15 protein-coding genes are annotated in these 16,716 nt (G+C 44.0%); 12 read left to right on the forward strand and 3 right to left on the reverse strand.

The features are described 5' to 3' along the window. From NST25_RS09075 to NST25_RS09090, 4 genes are all read left to right on the forward strand, one after another. Entirely contained in the window at positions 1-1,137 is a 1,137-nt protein-coding gene (locus NST25_RS09075) for an ABC transporter permease subunit (protein ID WP_076305664.1), read from the forward strand. A 200-nt stretch (positions 1,138-1,337) separates the two neighbouring features. Further along, positions 1,338-2,552, forward strand: coding sequence for an S-layer homology domain-containing protein (locus tag NST25_RS09080; protein WP_340394377.1), 1,215 nt, complete (start codon positions 1,338-1,340; stop codon positions 2,550-2,552). Positions 2,553-2,695: 143 nt separating this feature from the next. After that, on the forward strand, positions 2,696-3,187 hold the full coding sequence (locus tag NST25_RS09085) for an RNA polymerase sigma factor (protein ID WP_036684055.1): 492 nt from the start codon (positions 2,696-2,698) through the stop codon (positions 3,185-3,187). Further along, the gene (locus NST25_RS09090) at positions 3,184-4,185 is read left to right on the forward strand and encodes an anti sigma factor C-terminal domain-containing protein (RefSeq protein WP_340393827.1); all 1,002 of its coding nucleotides are present in this window, start codon (positions 3,184-3,186) and stop codon (positions 4,183-4,185) included. The genes NST25_RS09085 and NST25_RS09090 overlap by 4 nt, the downstream gene beginning before the upstream one ends. A gap of 647 nt (positions 4,186-4,832) precedes the next feature. On the opposite strand, the gene NST25_RS09095 is transcribed toward NST25_RS09090, so the two are convergent. Next, on the reverse strand, positions 4,833-5,177 hold the full coding sequence (locus NST25_RS09095; RefSeq protein ID WP_036684053.1) for a helix-turn-helix domain-containing protein: 345 nt from the start codon (positions 5,175-5,177) through the stop codon (positions 4,833-4,835). Positions 5,178-5,351: 174 nt separating this feature from the next. Between NST25_RS09095 and NST25_RS09100 the strand changes: the two genes are divergently transcribed. The 6 genes from NST25_RS09100 to NST25_RS09125 all read left to right on the forward strand — a co-directional run bounded on the left by NST25_RS09100 (position 5,352) and on the right by NST25_RS09125 (position 11,242). Continuing rightward, positions 5,352-6,284 carry an aldo/keto reductase family protein gene (locus NST25_RS09100; protein WP_038569620.1) on the forward strand — a complete coding sequence of 311 codons (933 nt, stop codon included), beginning with the start codon at positions 5,352-5,354 and terminating at the stop codon, positions 6,282-6,284. 31 nt (positions 6,285-6,315) lie between these two features. Further along, positions 6,316-7,164 carry an NAD(P)-dependent oxidoreductase gene (locus NST25_RS09105; protein ID WP_076187126.1) on the forward strand — a complete coding sequence of 283 codons (849 nt, stop codon included), beginning with the start codon at positions 6,316-6,318 and terminating at the stop codon, positions 7,162-7,164. 35 nt (positions 7,165-7,199) lie between these two features. Beyond that, positions 7,200-8,222, forward strand: coding sequence for an SDR family oxidoreductase (locus tag NST25_RS09110; protein WP_076191108.1), 1,023 nt, complete (start codon positions 7,200-7,202; stop codon positions 8,220-8,222). A 152-nt stretch (positions 8,223-8,374) separates the two neighbouring features. After that, a complete protein-coding gene (locus tag NST25_RS09115) occupies positions 8,375-9,034 on the forward strand; it encodes a class I SAM-dependent methyltransferase (RefSeq protein WP_076187130.1) in 660 nt (219 codons plus the stop codon). A gap of 84 nt (positions 9,035-9,118) precedes the next feature. Then, positions 9,119-10,171, forward strand: a complete 1,053-nt coding sequence (locus NST25_RS09120) for a CapA family protein (RefSeq protein WP_339190307.1) — start codon at positions 9,119-9,121, stop codon at positions 10,169-10,171. Between the two features lie 816 nt (positions 10,172-10,987). Next, on the forward strand, positions 10,988-11,242 hold the full coding sequence (locus tag NST25_RS09125; RefSeq protein WP_339190308.1) for a hypothetical protein: 255 nt from the start codon (positions 10,988-10,990) through the stop codon (positions 11,240-11,242). Here NST25_RS09125 and NST25_RS09130 read toward each other — a convergent pair whose 3' ends face one another. Further along, a complete protein-coding gene (locus tag NST25_RS09130) occupies positions 11,243-12,076 on the reverse strand; it encodes a carbohydrate ABC transporter permease (protein WP_036684045.1) in 834 nt (277 codons plus the stop codon). Continuing rightward, on the reverse strand, positions 12,076-12,966 hold the full coding sequence (locus tag NST25_RS09135; RefSeq protein WP_036684044.1) for a sugar ABC transporter permease: 891 nt from the start codon (positions 12,964-12,966) through the stop codon (positions 12,076-12,078). The genes NST25_RS09130 and NST25_RS09135 overlap by 1 nt, the downstream gene beginning before the upstream one ends. 197 nt (positions 12,967-13,163) lie before the next feature. On the opposite strand from NST25_RS09135, the gene NST25_RS09140 reads away from it, so the two are divergent. Then, positions 13,164-15,026: a histidine kinase gene (locus tag NST25_RS09140; RefSeq protein WP_340394379.1), complete on the forward strand. Its 1,863-nt coding sequence runs from the start codon at positions 13,164-13,166 to the stop codon at positions 15,024-15,026. After that, positions 15,019-16,665 (forward strand): response regulator, encoded by a 1,647-nt coding sequence (locus NST25_RS09145; protein ID WP_076124842.1) that lies wholly within the window; start codon positions 15,019-15,021, stop codon positions 16,663-16,665. The genes NST25_RS09140 and NST25_RS09145 overlap by 8 nt, the downstream gene beginning before the upstream one ends. Positions 16,666-16,716 lie beyond the last annotated feature (51 nt).

The following is a 16,716-nucleotide window of genomic DNA, read 5'->3' on the forward strand; positions in this document are numbered from 1 at the left end:
ATGAAACGTCTGGTGATGTTTGAATTACGTAAAATTATGATTCCCAGAGTCTGGATTTCTATAGCTGGAAGTATTGCATTAGCCATTTTTTGTTTTGTTAGTTTCTACCCATCCGGTACGGATAGTCTATTGGTTGTAAACAAGGAAAAGCCTGAAGCTATCGCCGCTCATCTAGGACCGATTCAACCAGATTTAGCTTTGAAATACGCACCTAGACTCAAAGAAGAATATGCTGAAGACAGCGCTTGGCCCAAAGAGGAGAAGATGAAACGAATTCTGGAGCAACACTATGCTGGTACAGCTTATATGGTAGATCAATTCAACAGAAATTTAACAGAGCTGAGAGAGCAGAAGGTTTTAATGGAGAGGCAAGAACCAGGATCTTATGCGCTAAGAGATGTTACTAAAAAGCTCTCCATGCTGGAGGAGGGAAAACCACGGGGGTTTTATGTAACTGAGGACTGGGACTTATTACATATATTTTTTTCGAGCTCGCCTGGCGTCGGGGATCTTTTGATCGGTCTTATTCTAGTATTTGCACTGGCCTCCCTGTTCTCCGGCGAGGAAAACTATAGAATGGATGCACTTATTCTATCTAGTAAATACGGAAGGTTGAAGATTGTTGCGGCAAAACTATTAGCTGGATTTATAGTTACGTTTAGCTGGGTTACTCTTTTTTACGGGATTTGCACATTGCTGGCCTGTTTACCGTTCGGCTTCGTGGGCTGGAATGCCCCGCTGAATAGTTACTTTTATTTTGATGAGACTCCATATGCCTTAACCCAGCTGCAGGGATTTGCCGTGAAATATGCTGTAACCTTGCTGGCTGCATGTGGTCTTTTGTTATTGACAGCGCTGATATCCGCTTTGTGTCGGAGTAGCTTAAGCAGTCTTGGACTGGCAGCATTCTTAGTTATTCTTCCCCTTTTCTCTTTGCCTGGAATGTTGGGCAAAATAATCTCTTTTTTGCCGTCAGGTGTAATGGTTAGCAGATCCTTAATCGAAAAATATGTATCCTATAACATTTTTGGCATCCCTATATTACATCTACCCTTGTCAATCCTTTCGGTGATAATTATAGGTATAATTGCTATAATGCTTATCCCCAAAGCTTTCGAACGTCGATTAAAGGTCTAAGTAGTAGGTAGGTTAAGATCGTTCCCGCTATGAAGGGGAGCGATCTTTTTTGGCTTTTCTTGTGAAAAAGGAGAGCAGTATATTTACGAATCAGACTTTTTACCCGATAGTTAAGATAAAGGGTTAATCACGATAAACCTGACAAAGAGAGCAGGAACCCCTTACCGATAAGAACGAAAGGGATTATTAAATTGAAGATAATGAAGCTATTGGTACTAGGTCTTATCTCAGGGACAATTGTAACATGCAGCAACGTGAGTTATAGAGTTCATGCTGACACGACAACGTACGAGAATACAGGGACATATGAAGAAGTGGACGAGGACGGTGAGGAGGATCCGGCATCTTCACTGTTTACTGACATTCAAGGTCACTGGTCAGAGCCTTGGGTGCGCTGGGCGTTTGGCAACCAATTGATGGTTGGTTATGATGATGGGAGTTTTCGACCGGATCAGCCGATTACGGAAGCGGAATTTTTGAAATTATTTTATCTTTCTTTCGGCTATCCAAAGGCTACTAGCATAGGCGAAGAATGGACAGCAGCACCGTATAGAATGGCTAAGTGGTGGAATCATCCAGTTACTGGACTACAATATCCAGTGGCAAAATCGACTCCAATCACCAGAATGGCCGCCGCAAGGTTAGTTGCATCTGGTCTAGGGATGAATTACAACGAAACGGATTCCGTGGTTTATTTGCTGGGTAACTCTCTACTTCCACTTCCCGGAGAGCCAACTTTAGTAGGTTTCAGAGGAAATCTCCCGCTTACAAGAGCAGAGGCTATACAATGGATGAGAATGCTCAAGCTTAAGGGAATATATACTGTGAATTCTCGTCCAGAAGGACGATCGGATCGGAGTCACTTACCGTCATTACCGGAACAGGGTACAGGTTTGAAGGATTTTATAGCGGTTCCGGTTACCGATCGTGATTTCGGAATAGCGGATAGTGGACGTAATCTTTTTATTGATTTTGGGAGTTCAAGAATGTTAGTAGAGGAACATTACGGGGATTCAACAGGTCAAGATGTATTCAATAATGAAATGTATAAAGAAGTATCTGTACATTATGATACCGAAGGTCGGCTGAACGCTTGGAAAATAGACAAAGATAATGAGCGCATTGATCCAATCCACATAGGTACATTGAACAATATTCGACCTGGGGTAAGTACATTGGAAGATGTGCTAAAGGCATACGGTACATACGTTGCAGTGGATAACGAATACGGGATTATAGTGAGTTACTGGTTTGAGAACAAGGGTGGAGTGTATGAGCCCCGATTGTCACCTTTTGAAATGGATAATATGGAGGGTGGGTTCTATATAGGCTTCATTATTGACAAACAATCTCTGAAAGTTCAAACCATACTCATATCTACAGCTCAGCAGGCAATGAATCCTACGGATATATAGGAATTGTACTGGAACCTTATTCATTCTTTAAAATGTGACGGCATGTCTTTCTGAGGCAGCCGTCTTTTGTTTTATAATTTTTTTCACCTCATAAGCTAACATTCCGAGAACTTTATCGTTATACATACGAAGGGAGGTGCAGGATGAAGCCCGGGCAGCTACATCAGATACTTCAACCTAAAATGTTAGAAATTCAAAAATACTTGATTCGTCTCGGGGCACCTGCAGCCGACGCTGAAGATATCGTACAGGATACGGTGTATAAGGCTCTTTTGTATATTGATTCCATTGATGAGAACAAATTCAGTGCATGGTTATATAAAGTAGCGATCAATCGCTACTATGATCTGTGCCGCCGCCGCAAGCGGATAGTCATTCCTATTGACTATGTAGATGTGCCGGATATGGAATTGCCAGAGGATCATGTGCTGTTAAAAGAGAAACGGGAAGACATCGAAAGAGTGTTGGATGAGCTTCTACCGCTCCATAAACAACTCATTATTATGAAGTATGAGCTGGAGCTGTCCTATCAGGAGATAGCTGAGCTTCTGGGAATTACGACAGATACAGTGAAATCGGCATTGTTTCGTGCCCGCAAGCAATTTCAAAAAAAGTATAGAGGTGAAGCGGAATGACAGCTCCATGGGAACAAAAGGATGATCAGAACCTTTCAAAAGTAATTAAGAAGGCAAAACGAAAAACAATGATTCGAAACACAATCATTTCTCTAGTGGTGACGGTTATAGTATTATTCGGCGGGATGCTGGGTAACGCCCATCTGACAAGCTGGTTGGCGATGCGTGGTTTGGATGAAGAGAGGATCATGATGAAGATTAGCAGTCCTAACCTTCAGGAGTTGAGAACTGAGCTTGATTTAGGGTTTCTATCGGGTAAAGTTGAACTGAGCACTTACAAAGTTGTTGAGGGTGTGCCCATCGTATGGGATACTAAAAAACTGTATTTCGATATGGGCAGCCGGTTTTCTCTGCTTAATAGGGGATACTCTAGTATAAATGTTCCTGACCCGGTAATGACACAGCAAAATTATGAATACTACCGAGGATATAACAGTCAAAATGGTCAGCGGGAAATGATGTTTTATGTGCCTGGAGTGAATTATAACGAAAAAGTGCTAAATGACCTGCCTTCACTCGAACAAATGGAACATGGCAAGCTCGTAGAAATGGCTGTTTCTTTTGATAAAAGCTACACTCAGGTAGAGGTAGAGAAGATGCTGCCGGCGGGTTTGTCACAGACTTGGTATTGGGTAGATACGTATGACAATAAAAAGAACCTTGAGTTTATTAGGAATGACAGCAGCCCGAATAAATATGCCTTACCGGAATCTGCTAGACAAGTATATGGCTACGGTGGGGAATGGGAAGGGTTATTTAAGCCGAAACCAGAGGATTTTTTACAATCCTTAACCTATGGGCTTCAGATGAAGGGCAAGCATTACGGAGAGTTTGAGCGAATCTCGAATTACTTGAAAAAGGATAAAGCGGCGCCGGACGCCAGTGATGTACAGCTATTGGGAGTTGTCGTTACTGGAACTGCGAAAGAGCTGCAAAGCCTCAAAGGAAAACCCTATGTAAATACGGCAGTTCTCGGCGCAATTGTGGATAAATATTAGATCAATATAGTAAAAAATGCTGGAGGGGTTATTCTATATGTGGATTTTCTACGAAAAGAGACGATCTCTCCTTCATTTTCAAAAATGCAAGGGAAAGAGCAGCGATTCATCCTCCTATTGGATCTTCGCTGCTCTGCGTTTTTGATTATCCGCGATCTGCTTCAGTAGGAGATTGAAGGCAAGGCAAAGCCTGCTGACCTCAAACGGCAATTTGTGTATGACGTGATCGCAGAAATCGCTGGTATCTTCAATTGTTTTCAGATGTCCAAATACGCTTCCGACTCTATAATTAGGGGATTTCTCCCTATAATTCTTAGATATATGGTCATCTAACTTATAATTAGGGAAAACCTCCCTGTAATTTACCTGATTTGGTGAAAAATAAAGGAATCACCTCGATTTTTAGGGAGAAATTCCCTCATTATGCTCTTTTTTAGCGAATTTCGGCTATTTTTAGGGAGTATTTCCCCAATTCATACACCGCACATCGCACACCGCACACCGCACGCCGCACACCGCACATATCCCATGGGTTAAGTAAGAATCCATCCATTGTATAGCCTATTTATAAAAAAGAAGCTGCCCTATAAGTAGAATTCTCTACTTTTTGGACAGCTTCTTTTTTCATCGGTCACAATCTGCTCAAGCTAAGTCCATTTCGCGGACCACAGCTTCATTTCCTTCAAAATTTGATGTAAATCCTCACCTTTGGGAGTAAGCGAATATTCTACCGTAACAGGAACAGTCGGAAATACGTGACGTTCAAGCACACCATGCTCCTCCAGATGGCGCAACGTAGTGGTTAGTGCGCGGGGAGAAACATTAGTGATTTTGCGTTGCAGTGCCCCAAAACGCTGCGTGCCGTCGAATAGCTCTCTGAGGACAAGAAAGGCCCATTTTCCACCTAATACTTCAAGTGTTTTTTCAACATTACATTCAATAGTAACAGGGGTTTTGGGGATATAATTATTAGTAGATTTAGCTGTCTTCAAGGTATCTCCTCCTGTTTGTAAAGCTACTATACTCTAGTATAGTAACTACACTAGAGATCATATAATAAACTAATTTTCACTTCTTTCTATTATATACAAACTATTCTAGAATGAATATGAGTGCTAAGCAACCTGCCAAAATCAAACACGGAACTATGGAGAGGAGCAGTTATTATGAAATATCGCAGATTAGGTGGAACCGGTTTAAAAGTCAGTGAGATTAGTTTGGGAAGCTGGCTGACATACGGAGGCTATGTGGAAAGAGATAATGCTGTTAATGCCATTGAAACCGCTTACGACTTAGGCGTAAATTTTTTTGATACTGCAAATGTTTATGAAAAAGGTGCTGCCGAGAAAGTACTAGGTGAGACTTTACGTAACTACTCTCGTGAGTCCTATGTATTAGCTACTAAAGTATACGGGGAAATGGGCTCGGGGCCTAACGACCGTGGACTATCCCGCAAACATATCACGGAACAGTGTCATGCTAGCTTGAAACGTCTCGGAGTAGAATACGTGGATATTATGTATTGCCACCGTTTTGATCCGGAAACTCCAATTGAAGAGACCTTACGTGCGCTAGATGATCTGGTTCGGCAAGGCAAGGTATATTATGTCGGTGTTAGTGAGTGGACGGCGGCGCAAATGACCGATGCGTTAGCTGTAGCAGACCGCTATTTGCTAGATCATATTGTTGTTAATCAGCCGATTTATAATATGTTTAACCGTTATATTGAGAAAGAGATTATTCCGCTCGGCGAGCGCCGTGGGATTGGACAGGTGGTATTTTCTCCACTGGCTCAAGGGCTGTTAACTGGAAAGTATAACACGGACATCCCTGAGGATAGCCGTGCTGCTAAGCTGGATCGATTAAAAGATTCGATTACAGAAGAAAAGATTGAAAAAGTCCGCCAATTGAGTGGGATCGCCACGGAACTGAATATTTCTGTTGGGAATTTGGCTTTGGCTTGGATTTTGCGTCAACCTAATGTAGCTAGTGCGCTGGTGGGTGCCAGCCGTCCGCAGCAGGTCGAAGAGAATGTTAAGGCTTCAGGTATTGAGCTTTCGGAAGAGATTTTGAAGCAGATTGAGGAGATTCTGGAGTAGTTGTTAGCTTCATAAAAAAGGAGACACACTCATGGCGAAAGTAGTTGTTACAGGCGGTAGTGGGATGTTGGGCAGATGGGTGGTCCGGCATTTTGTAGAGCAAGGGTATGAGGTTGTGAATGTAGATACGCAAAAATCCGCAGATTCTTTGTGCCCAACGATGATTGCTGATTTGAATAATTTGGGTGAAGTATATGGTGTGCTTGCAGGCGCTGATGCAGTTGTACATTTGGCTGCGATCCCAGCTGCAAATATAAAGACGAGTGAGGTCACCTTTCAAAATAATGTAGTATCTACCTATAACATTTTGGAGGCTGCAGCGGGTCTCGGGATTCGGAAAGCAGTGATTGCTTCCAGTGAATCCTCTTACGGAATCTGTTTTGCGGTTAATCCTTTGGGGCCGAAGTATGTGCCTATGGATGAGGAGCATCCACAGTTACCTGAAGACAGCTACGGTCTGTCTAAGGTTGTGAATGAGCAAACCGCTGAGATGTTCTATCGCAGAAAGGGTATACAGGTCGTTTCCCTACGAATCGGAAATGTTATTGATCCATCGGCGTATGAACGTTTCCCTTCCTTCATTCATGATCCAGCGCAGCGCGATCGGATTCTATGGAGTTATATAGATACACGGGATGTAGCAACAGCTTGCCAATTGGCAATCGAAACGGATGGATTGGGAGCGGTTGCTCTTAATATATGTGCAGATGAGACCAGCATGGCTGTTCCTAGCAGAGAGCTAATGGCCGCACGTTATCCAGAGGTGACGGATTTCCGCCAGCCGCTGGAGGGTCACGAGTCGCTACTCAGTAATGAGAAGGCCAAAAAGCTGCTAAATTGGCAGCCGAAGCACGTATGGCGAGATTTTGTTAACCAGTAAATAACGAGCCGGATTCACTATAAGGAGCGTGCAAAATGAAGGTCTTATTTATCGGAGGTACGGGATTAATTAGTCAGGCTGTATCCCCGTTGGCTGTAGATCAAGGAATCGAGCTGTATTTGTTCAACAGAGGACAGCGGGATGAATTCGTTCCAGAAGGTGCAAAAGTAATTAAAGGAGACATTCGTAATCCGGCAGAAGCCGCATTAGTATTACGAGATTACGAATTTGATGTAGTGGTAGACTGGATTGCTTTTACACCGGAACATGTGCAGGCAGACATTGACCTGTTCACAGGTAAAACGAAGCAGTACATTTTTATCAGCTCAGCCTCTGCTTATCAGAAACCGCAGCGTAATTATGTAATCACAGAAGAGACACCGCTGGAGAATCCTTATTGGGAGTATTCGAGGAATAAAATTGCGTGTGAGCAGCTGTTGATGGAAGCTTACAAGGCGAACGGATTCCCGGTTACGATTGTTCGTCCTTCCCATACCTATGGAAATACAGCCATCCCTGCGGCACTCACAAGTGGCCAGCATCCTTGGTCACTGATCGATCGTATCCGCCGCGGCTTACCTTTAGTCATACATGGAGATGGAACCTCTTTGTGGACACTGACACATAATTCGGATTTTGCCAAAGGTTTCGTTGGATTGCTTGGACATCCGGAAGCGATAGGCGAGGCCATTCATATAACTTCCGACGAGGTATTAAATTGGAACCAGATCTATGCGGCCATCGGACAAGCGGCAGGTGTGGAACCTAAAGTGGTGCATATCTCCACAGACTTTATCACAGCCTTTTCCCCTCCAGGGACAGCGGATGGCTTGATCGGTGATCAAGCGGTAAGCAGTGTTTTTGATAATAGCAAAATCAAACGTTTCGTGCCTGACTTCCAGGCTACTGTGCCTTTCTCCGAAGGGATCAAGCAGTCGGTTGCTTGGTTCGAGGCTCATCCTGAGCAATGTACGGTCGATGCGGAATGGTCTGCGTTACTTGATAAGTTGATCGAGAGACATGGAATTGAGGCCAAACCTCTTTCATTCTACGCATAAGGTTTATACAGTTATATTTAAAGACGGTCTGTTCCTAAGGGAGCAGCCGTTTTTTTGGGTTTGTCTCGTTCAATGTAAGGTTATGGAATGAATCAGCAAATCATGAATATACTCTCACTACCTAAAATTCCGTTGAAAAAGGAGTCCTGGCCATGCCAACCCATCCCTTTGTCTCGCGTTTTTTCGTAAATTCAGATGCACGTCGTGAGAAGTTAATTTATGATCTGCCGGAATCATGGTGGAGCCGTCCCTTTGAATATGAGTGGTGTATTAACTTTATTTCTCCGCATGGTGTTGTGCTGGATGCAGCCTGTGGGATTCCTCATCCCTTGAAGTTTTATTTGGCAGGGGTTTGTGCAGAGGTCTATGCCTGCGATATGGACAGTAGGGTTATTTACCCAAAAGCTATCCAAGAATGTATTGAGAGTGAGATTGGGGAAAAAGCGGCGAAGCAGGTTATCGCTAGAAGAACAAACAACCTGCATTTCGCTCAAGCTAATCTGACGGATCTGCCTTATGAGGATGAAAGCTTTGACACTGTTTTTTGCATATCGGTATTGGAGCATTTGAGCTTTGAGGATACGGTCGGTACTTTACGGGAATTTCACCGGACGTTGAACGAAGAAGGATTATTGGTATTGACATTTGATTATCCAACGGTAAATCTGAGTCTTATGAATGACCTGCTGCTACAAACTGGATTTCAGTATTGGGGGGAGACAGATTTTGAATTGCCTGCGGATGCTGTGCATACGGATGCATGGGGTGGATTAAATTGTTTTAGAGCCGTTCTGAAAAAAGCAAAGGAATAACAGGTCTTTCTACTCTTAATTTAGTAACCTCTTTCCAGTATGCTAGGATCATAGCTAACAAAAGATGAGAGGAGGCTGTATTTTTTGAGATTAGGATCGAAGGTTTTGCGTAGAATAGCACTCATTACACTTATGTTATCACTAATAGTTCCTGTGACATCTGCTTCCAGTGCAGCTTCACTATCTTCAGATCCTATAAAGCTTGCTTTTGCGGGTGATATCCTTTTGGACGGTTTTGTTGGCGATCAGATTGCTAAATATGGGGTGAACTTTCCGTTTGTAAAGGTCGCACCTACTCTGCAAAAGGCTGACATCGCCTTCGCCAATCTGGAGACGCCTGTGTCTATCCGAGGGAAAGCGGCAGAGAAAACCTTTGCCTTCAGATCCAAACCAGCAACGTTGGGCGGCTTAACCTATGCAGGGATTGATGGAGTGTCCTTGGCGAATAATCATATTTTGGATTATGGAAAAGACGCTATGCTCGACACGCTGATCCATTTGGATCGAAACAAGATTGGCCATACAGGTGCTGGCAAAGATGAAGACGAAGCGTTCAAGCCTTATACTAAGACGGTAAAAGGGAAAAAGATCGCCATCCTTGGTGTTAGCCGTGTGCTTTCAAATCCTTCATGGTATGCCGGCAAAAACAAACCGGGAGCCGCTTCAGCTTACACCTCGCAGCCTATGCTTAGCGCCATTCAGAAGATGTCCAAGGAGAATGATTTCACGATCGTATATATTCACTGGAATGAAGAGTTTAAGGATTTTCCTGAAAAGTACGCTCGCACACTAGCTAAACAGATGATTGATAGCGGGGCGGATTTAATCCTTGGCGCACACAGTCACTGCCTTATGGGCATCGAATACTATAAGCACAAGCCCATTTATTATTCACTTGGGAATTTTGTGTTTAATCGCTCCACACGTGGTGGGGAAAAAACACTTAATTCTATGCTATTGAACGTTGAGATTAAGGACTCCAAGATGACCAGCAAGATTACCCCTGTCAAAATCATTGGCGGACAGCCCAATTTTATGGATGATTCCTACAATAGGAAAACGATTAAGATCCTGAACACCCTATCTTTTAATGCCAACATAGATGCTAACGGCAGGGTCACGGAGAAAGAGCTTTAATAAATACAAACTCTGATTAGCTATTCACGGATCGCGCTCGATCTCGTTAGAATGTGAAATGTGTGGAGTACGTATGGAGTATGTATGATGTGGCATGAAGTACGTATGGAGTATGTATGGGGTGGGATGAAGTACGTATGATGTACGTATGATGTGGCGTATGGAGTACCTATGGAGTGCCTATAAAGTATCACCGTTGTGTTTGTGAAATAACTGTATTCTATACACCTATTTTATATGTAAAACGGACCATTTTGCTTTTAAGTGTATTCTATACAACTAAAAACTAGAGAATCGACCTAGAGGGCAATAAATCAACAAAATAGTTGCACGAAATACAGCTATATCCATCGGCCGAGCGAGTTGCAGAATTATAGTTGTACAAAATACAGTTAAACTACTAGTTAGTATTGGAATGTCTGCATCAAAAGCTGACCGCAGCAGTATGTAGAGTATTGGAACGTCTGCATCAAAAGCAGACTGCAGCAGTATGTAGAGTATTGGAGCGTCTGCATCAAAAGCTGACTGTAGCAGTATGCAGAGAGTACCAATGGAGTACCAATGGAGTCCGTATGGAGTGCCTATAAAGTATCACCGTTGTGTTTGTGAAATAACTGTATTCTATACACCTATTTTATATATAAAACGGACCATTCTGCTTTTAAGTGTATTCTATACAACTAAAAACTAGAGAATCGACCTAGAGGGCAATATATCAACAGAATAGTTGTACGAAATACAGCTATATCCATCGGCCGAGCGAGTTGCAGAGTTATAGTTGTACAAAATACAGTTAAACTACTAGTTAGTGTTGGAATGTCTGCATCAAAAGCTGACCGCAGCAGTATGCAGAGAGTATTGGAACGTCTGCATCAAAAGCTGACCGCAGCAGTATGCAAAGTATTGGAATGTCTGCATCAAAAGCAGACTGCAGCAGTATGTAGAGTATTGGAACGTCTGCATCAAAAGCTGACCGCAGCAGTATGCAAAGTATTGGAATGTCTGCAAAAAGGGGGAGATCCATATGGATCTCCCCCTTTTTATGCAGAAGCTAAGTTTGGAATTAGATAATCAGCCCTTCACCGCCCCCGCAACAACACCCTTAACGATGTACTTTTGCAAGAAGATGAATACCACGATTGATGGCAGCACCGCCATGACCATAGCTGTCATCGCATATTGCCAATCTGAGGTATATTGGCCAACGAAGGTGTAGGCAGCCAGTGTCAGCGTTTTGGTATCTGGGGAGCCGTTGACCATGAGCAGCGGGAGCAGGAAGTCATTCCAGATCCACATTACGTCGATAATGACAATGGTTGTTGTGACTGATTTCAGGAGTGGGAAGATGACACTGAAGAACAGGCGGAAGCCGGATGCTCCATCAATCGTGGCACTCTCATCAATTTCAACCGGAATACCCTTGACGAATCCATGGTAGATAAACACTGCGAGTGGAGCACCGAAACCCCAATATAACAACCCAAGTCCCCAAGTACTCTCAGAGAGATTTAAAGTCTTAGCCGTTTGCAGAACGGTCAGCATGATCGATTGGAACGGAATCAGCATCGGCATAATGCAGAGGAAATAAATAACCCCGCTCAGTCTGGATTTCGTCCGTGCTAGCTTGTAGGCTGCTATGGATGAAATGAACACAATACCCAGAAGACCTACACCGGTAATGACAAAGTTGTTCAGGAACAGCTTCGGATAGTTGATAAACTTCCACACGTAGGAATAGTTGCCGAAGACCAGATGTTTCGGCAGGGCGATGACATCCGTCATGACTTCGCTAAAGCTTTTTAACGAGTTGATAATCGTCAGAAATAGCGGATATAGAAACAGAAGAGAGAGGATGACCATAACAACCTCTAGAATGATTCGTCCTGCTTTGCGGTTTGTATTCATTATGCCTCAACCTCTCTTCGTTTGAAGAATGCTAACTGGAGAATGGTTACCACCAAGACGGCTAGGAACAGGATAAGCGCTTTCGCTGTACCGTATCCATACAGATTGTTCTGGAAGGTATCCCGGTAGATATCGTAAGCGATACTGTAGGTAGTTCCGCCAGGTCCGCCCCCGGTTAATGACAGGATGACATCGAACACCTTGATCGAATTGGTCAGTGCCATGAACACAGAAATCGTAATGGATGGAGCGAGCAGCGGCAGTGTAATACTGAAGAATTTTCTCATGGGACCAGCGCCGTCAACTGTGGCTGCTTCTTTGAGATCCTCAGGTACAGATTGCAGACCGGCAATATAAATGACCAGATAAAAACCAATCGACTGCCAGATGGAGACGGCCAGTATGGAGACGAAAGCAAGTCCCGGCGTCCCTAGCCAGCTTAGACCAAATATGGACCAGCCTGTACTTTCTCCGAGTGAGTTGAAACCTTGCATAAAGATAAATTTCCAGATAAAACCGACAATGACAAGACTGAGGATATAAGGAATAAAGAAAGCGGCTCTCAGCCAAGGGGTGCTCTTCAGCTTCATGTCCAGAACCAGTGCGAGCAGAATGGCCAGCACGTTAACGAGAACAATGTACAGAATCGCATACTTTATGGTGAACCAGGCTGAATTGGCGAAGTTGGTGTCGCCCATAAAGATTTGTTTGAAATTATCTAGTCCGACAAACTTAGGGTGTTTCGAAATTCCGTTCCATTTGGTCATCGAATAGCGGATAGTCATGGCAAACGGAATGTAGAATGCTACAGCGATACAGATGAGGACTGGGAGAGTGAATAATCCGAATTCTGTTTTCTCGCGCCATCTTTTGCCGAGTGATTTTAACATGGATGCACCTCTTCTTGATTTGTTGGGTGGTAATATCGACTAGGCTTGCCACACATAACCATTCCGGTTAGTCTATATTGTGTATTATAGAGCAGTACCCTATACTCAAAAATGGATTTAAGAGTACAGTTAGGGGTAAAAAGGTGAACTGAAATATTTATAATTAAGCCTGTAAATCGTGGGGGAGGTTGCCGGTTATTATTAAAAAGTGGATCATAAAGCGGTTTGAACCCGTGCTGGAGCTTGTCTCACGCAGGTTGGCGAACAAGCTTATTTTGCTGTTTACAATCATCATTATTTTGGTGGTGACCTCACTGACGTTCATTTCATACGGCATGCTGCGAAAAGAATCGGTGGATAACAGCATCGCCAGTACGAGCAACAATCTGTTGCTTGTCGGCCGGAATCTGGAGAGTTATTTGGACGGCATCGAGCAATTATCCCTGCCGCAAATATCTTATGACGAGATCACCTATGCGATTTTGCATGAATCGGAGGATTATGCCTCGAAGATGTATGTGGAGGACTACTTGAAGAACCTTTACTTCTCCCGCAATGATCTGGAAGCTATCTACCTGTATGTGATCAAGGAGCACAAGTATTATTATGTCACCAAAGAGAACTACAATATTACCGTGCGGGTCGCCGAGCATCCGTCGATTGAGAATCTTTCCTGGTATAAAAAAGCGCTGGCCAGCCCGTTTAACCGTTCTTACCAGTCTTTTGTAAAAAACCAATCCTCGATGATCAATAGCTCCGACTACCCCATAAATAAGGATAAAAGCTTCATGGGCTACCATCGATTGCTGCGCTCCATAGTCTCCAGGGAGCCGCAGGCGGTACTCTCCCTTTATTTCAACTCCTCGGTTACGGACGAGATTATGAAGGATATTCCCTTCAGTAAAGGGCAGCACCTAATGTACGTCAGTCCCGATAATGAACCTTTTGTGGTGGATGACCCCGGGTTTTATCAACAGAGCGAACAAGAGGGACTGCTTAAGGAGCTGACACCAGCCTCAGGAGGACGCGTGACGTGGTCGGATAAAGAAGAGAAGTATCTAGTGATTTATGACATCAGCAAAAAAGAAGGCTGGAAGCTGATTAAGCCGATTCCCTACAAAGAAATTTATGAAGCAGCCACGACAACACGCAAATTGAACTATTTCATAGGACTGTTATTTTTAATTGTTTCGGTCATCTTGGTCAGCTTTATTTCGAACAAAATAACGAGCCCGCTAAAGAATCTGTCGCTGCAGATGAAGCGGTTCAGTACAGGCAGCTTTGACGCTGAAGCACAGGTTGAAGGAAAGGATGAAATTGCCTATCTGTCTCGCCACTTCAATAAGATGGTGGAAAAGACGAATGAGCTGATCAATGAACGGTACAAAATGAAAATTGTCGAGAAAAATGCTGTACTCAAAGCACTGGAAGCTGAGATCAATCCGCATTTCTTATATAATGCCCTGCAAGCCATTTCCACCAAGGCGCTGAAAAACAACAATGATGATATTGTTGATATGGTCGATAATCTTGCTATGACGCTGAGATACTGCATTAGCGGTAAAGATGTGGTCCATGCCAGAGAGGAATTAAAGCATATTGAACGTTATTTAGCGCTGCAGAAGGCCCGTTTCGGAAACAGAATGCAGGTGGCCTACCAGTGGGAAGACCCTTTGCTGGAGCTGGAAATTCCGAAGCTGTCCATTCAGACCTTGGTAGAAAATTGCATCAAGCATGCGCTGGAAAAAGTATCCACAACGATCACAATTACCATTGAAGCGCATGTGACGCCTAGCCATACTGTTATTTCAGTGACGGATGATGGGCCGGGGTTTAGCGGGGAGCGGCTGGAGCAAGTGAGAAGTTCTCTTCAAATCCAGTGGGAAGATCAGGGCGGAGAGAACGCTGCTGAAAGTGACACGGAAAGCATCGGACTGAAAAATTTGAACACGCGGCTGAAGCTTTTGTATGGTGAAGCTGCGGGTTTGGCCATTACCAGTGATGCTGGCGGAACAAAGATGGACATGCGGTTACCGCGGGGAGGGATTAACCATGTATAAAGTATTGATTATAGATGATGAGGAACCGTTGCGTGAGGCGATCAACATCCTGGGAGACTGGAAAGGACTAGGTGTCGATCAGGTACTGGAGGCTACGGATGGAAGTATGGGCCTAGCCATGCTGCGTGAGCAAAAGATCGATCTCGTATTGGTCGACATGAAAATGCCGGAGCTGAACGGAAGTGAGCTGCTGCAGATCGTGGAGAAGGAGTTCCCGGAACTGCTGACGATTGTAATCAGCGGCTACAATGATTTTGAATATACCCGCCAGGCTATCCGTTCTAAGGTAGTTGATTATTTATTAAAGCCGGTCAACCGGGGGGATTTGAATGCGGCCTTACGTAAAGCTATCGATGTGCTGGAGGCTAAACGCAAGAAAGAAAGCGAGTTCATCAACAGGAACATTACGCTCAACATGTCTCTGCCGAAGCTAAAGGAGAAAATCTATCTGTCGATCATTGAGCGCAGCTTCAAAAATCAGTCCAACGAGGCTTTTCTGCCGTTGATCGGCGCCGATACAGCTGGGAATTATTTTGCTGCGGGTGTACTGCGGGTGCTCAATTTGGAACAAGTGCGTCGTAATCGCTTCCATGAGGACCGGGATTTGCTGCATTTTGCCGTCACAAATGTGATTAATGAGAATAGCGATGAGCATTTTCAGGCTTTCAGCTTCGCCAGCCATAAGGGAGAACGCGAGTTTATCGCCATCTTCACGATGAAAGGCGGCTATGAGGAGGACGCAACTTTCCGCTCTTTACATCATATGAAGAAGTTAGTCTCGACGCTGAAAGAGCTATTCGGAATTGTTGTTGCCGGAGGAATCGGACAGCCCTATGGTGACATCATGGCGCTTGCTCAATCCTATGAGACTGCCAAAGCCTCTCTCGACGGGATTGACCTCCTGACGCTGAAGGGAGCGATTGTCACAAATAGCAGCAACGATACTTCCCAGGGGAAAGATAATCCTTCCTTGACAGGGCGCATGCCCTTGATTCGCAACGCACTGGAGAGCGGGAATATCAATCATGCCAAAAGTATTTTAAGCGAATTCACGAAGAAATGGGAGGCTTCCGGACGTTTTAATCTGGGCGAGGCTGACCGGCAGATAGAGGAGTTTATTATTTTGCTGAACGATATTGCCACGGAGCTGGATGCGATCCCCGAACGTATTCGCGGCGGTAAAGATAAAGGATTGCGTGGGCTAGGCATCGGAAGCGATTTTGCTTCCTTTGGCGAATTTGAGCGGGTGCTGAGCGGAATTCTAGATTGCTATGGCAATGAAATCAGCAAAAGCCTTGCTGGCAATCGCCCCAGCGTACTGGAAAATATTAAAGCATACATTGATAATCACTATTTTGAGAATATTAAAATATCGATGTTCACGGATAAATATTTCCTGAGCAGAGAATACTTGATGAAACTTTTTAAAGGGCAATATGGTTATGGCATACATGAGTATGTACAAAAGGTAAGAATGGACAAGGCAAAGGAGCTGCTATCCACCCCCGACTTGAAAATCCAAGACATTTCCGAGATGTTGGGGTACAAGGACAAAAATTATTTCAGCAAGGCGTTCCGGAATTATTATGACTGTTCACCTTCTGAATATCGGGTTCTGCTATTGAACGGGGAGGAGTGAAGCGGTTACATGAACACACTTTTTTACCCTAATAAGTTCACTTATGTACAT

This window comes from Paenibacillus sp. FSL E2-0190 (genome assembly GCF_037992965.1).
GTDB classification, from domain to species: Bacteria; Bacillota; Bacilli; order Paenibacillales; family Paenibacillaceae; genus Paenibacillus_AQ; species Paenibacillus_AQ odorifer.

Bases quoted from the DNA above. Each gene is read 5' to 3' on its own strand.
- NST25_RS09075 (WP_076305664.1), top strand. From the start codon at position 1: ATGAAACGTCTGGTGATGTTTGAATTACGTAAAATTATGATTCCCAGA.
- NST25_RS09080 (WP_340394377.1), top strand. From the start codon at position 1,338: ATGAAGCTATTGGTACTAGGTCTTATCTCAGGGACAATTGTAACATGC.
- NST25_RS09085 (WP_036684055.1), top strand. From the start codon at position 2,696: ATGAAGCCCGGGCAGCTACATCAGATACTTCAACCTAAAATGTTAGAA.
- NST25_RS09090 (WP_340393827.1), top strand. From the start codon at position 3,184: ATGACAGCTCCATGGGAACAAAAGGATGATCAGAACCTTTCAAAAGTA.
- NST25_RS09100 (WP_038569620.1), top strand. From the start codon at position 5,352: ATGAAATATCGCAGATTAGGTGGAACCGGTTTAAAAGTCAGTGAGATT.
- NST25_RS09105 (WP_076187126.1), top strand. From the start codon at position 6,316: ATGGCGAAAGTAGTTGTTACAGGCGGTAGTGGGATGTTGGGCAGATGG.
- NST25_RS09110 (WP_076191108.1), top strand. From the start codon at position 7,200: ATGAAGGTCTTATTTATCGGAGGTACGGGATTAATTAGTCAGGCTGTA.
- NST25_RS09115 (WP_076187130.1), top strand. From the start codon at position 8,375: ATGCCAACCCATCCCTTTGTCTCGCGTTTTTTCGTAAATTCAGATGCA.
- NST25_RS09125 (WP_339190308.1), top strand. From the start codon at position 10,988: ATGTCTGCATCAAAAGCTGACCGCAGCAGTATGCAGAGAGTATTGGAA.
- NST25_RS09130 (WP_036684045.1), bottom strand. From the start codon at position 12,076: ATGAATACAAACCGCAAAGCAGGACGAATCATTCTAGAGGTTGTTATG.
- NST25_RS09135 (WP_036684044.1), bottom strand. From the start codon at position 12,966: ATGTTAAAATCACTCGGCAAAAGATGGCGCGAGAAAACAGAATTCGGA.
- NST25_RS09145 (WP_076124842.1), top strand. From the start codon at position 15,019: ATGTATAAAGTATTGATTATAGATGATGAGGAACCGTTGCGTGAGGCG.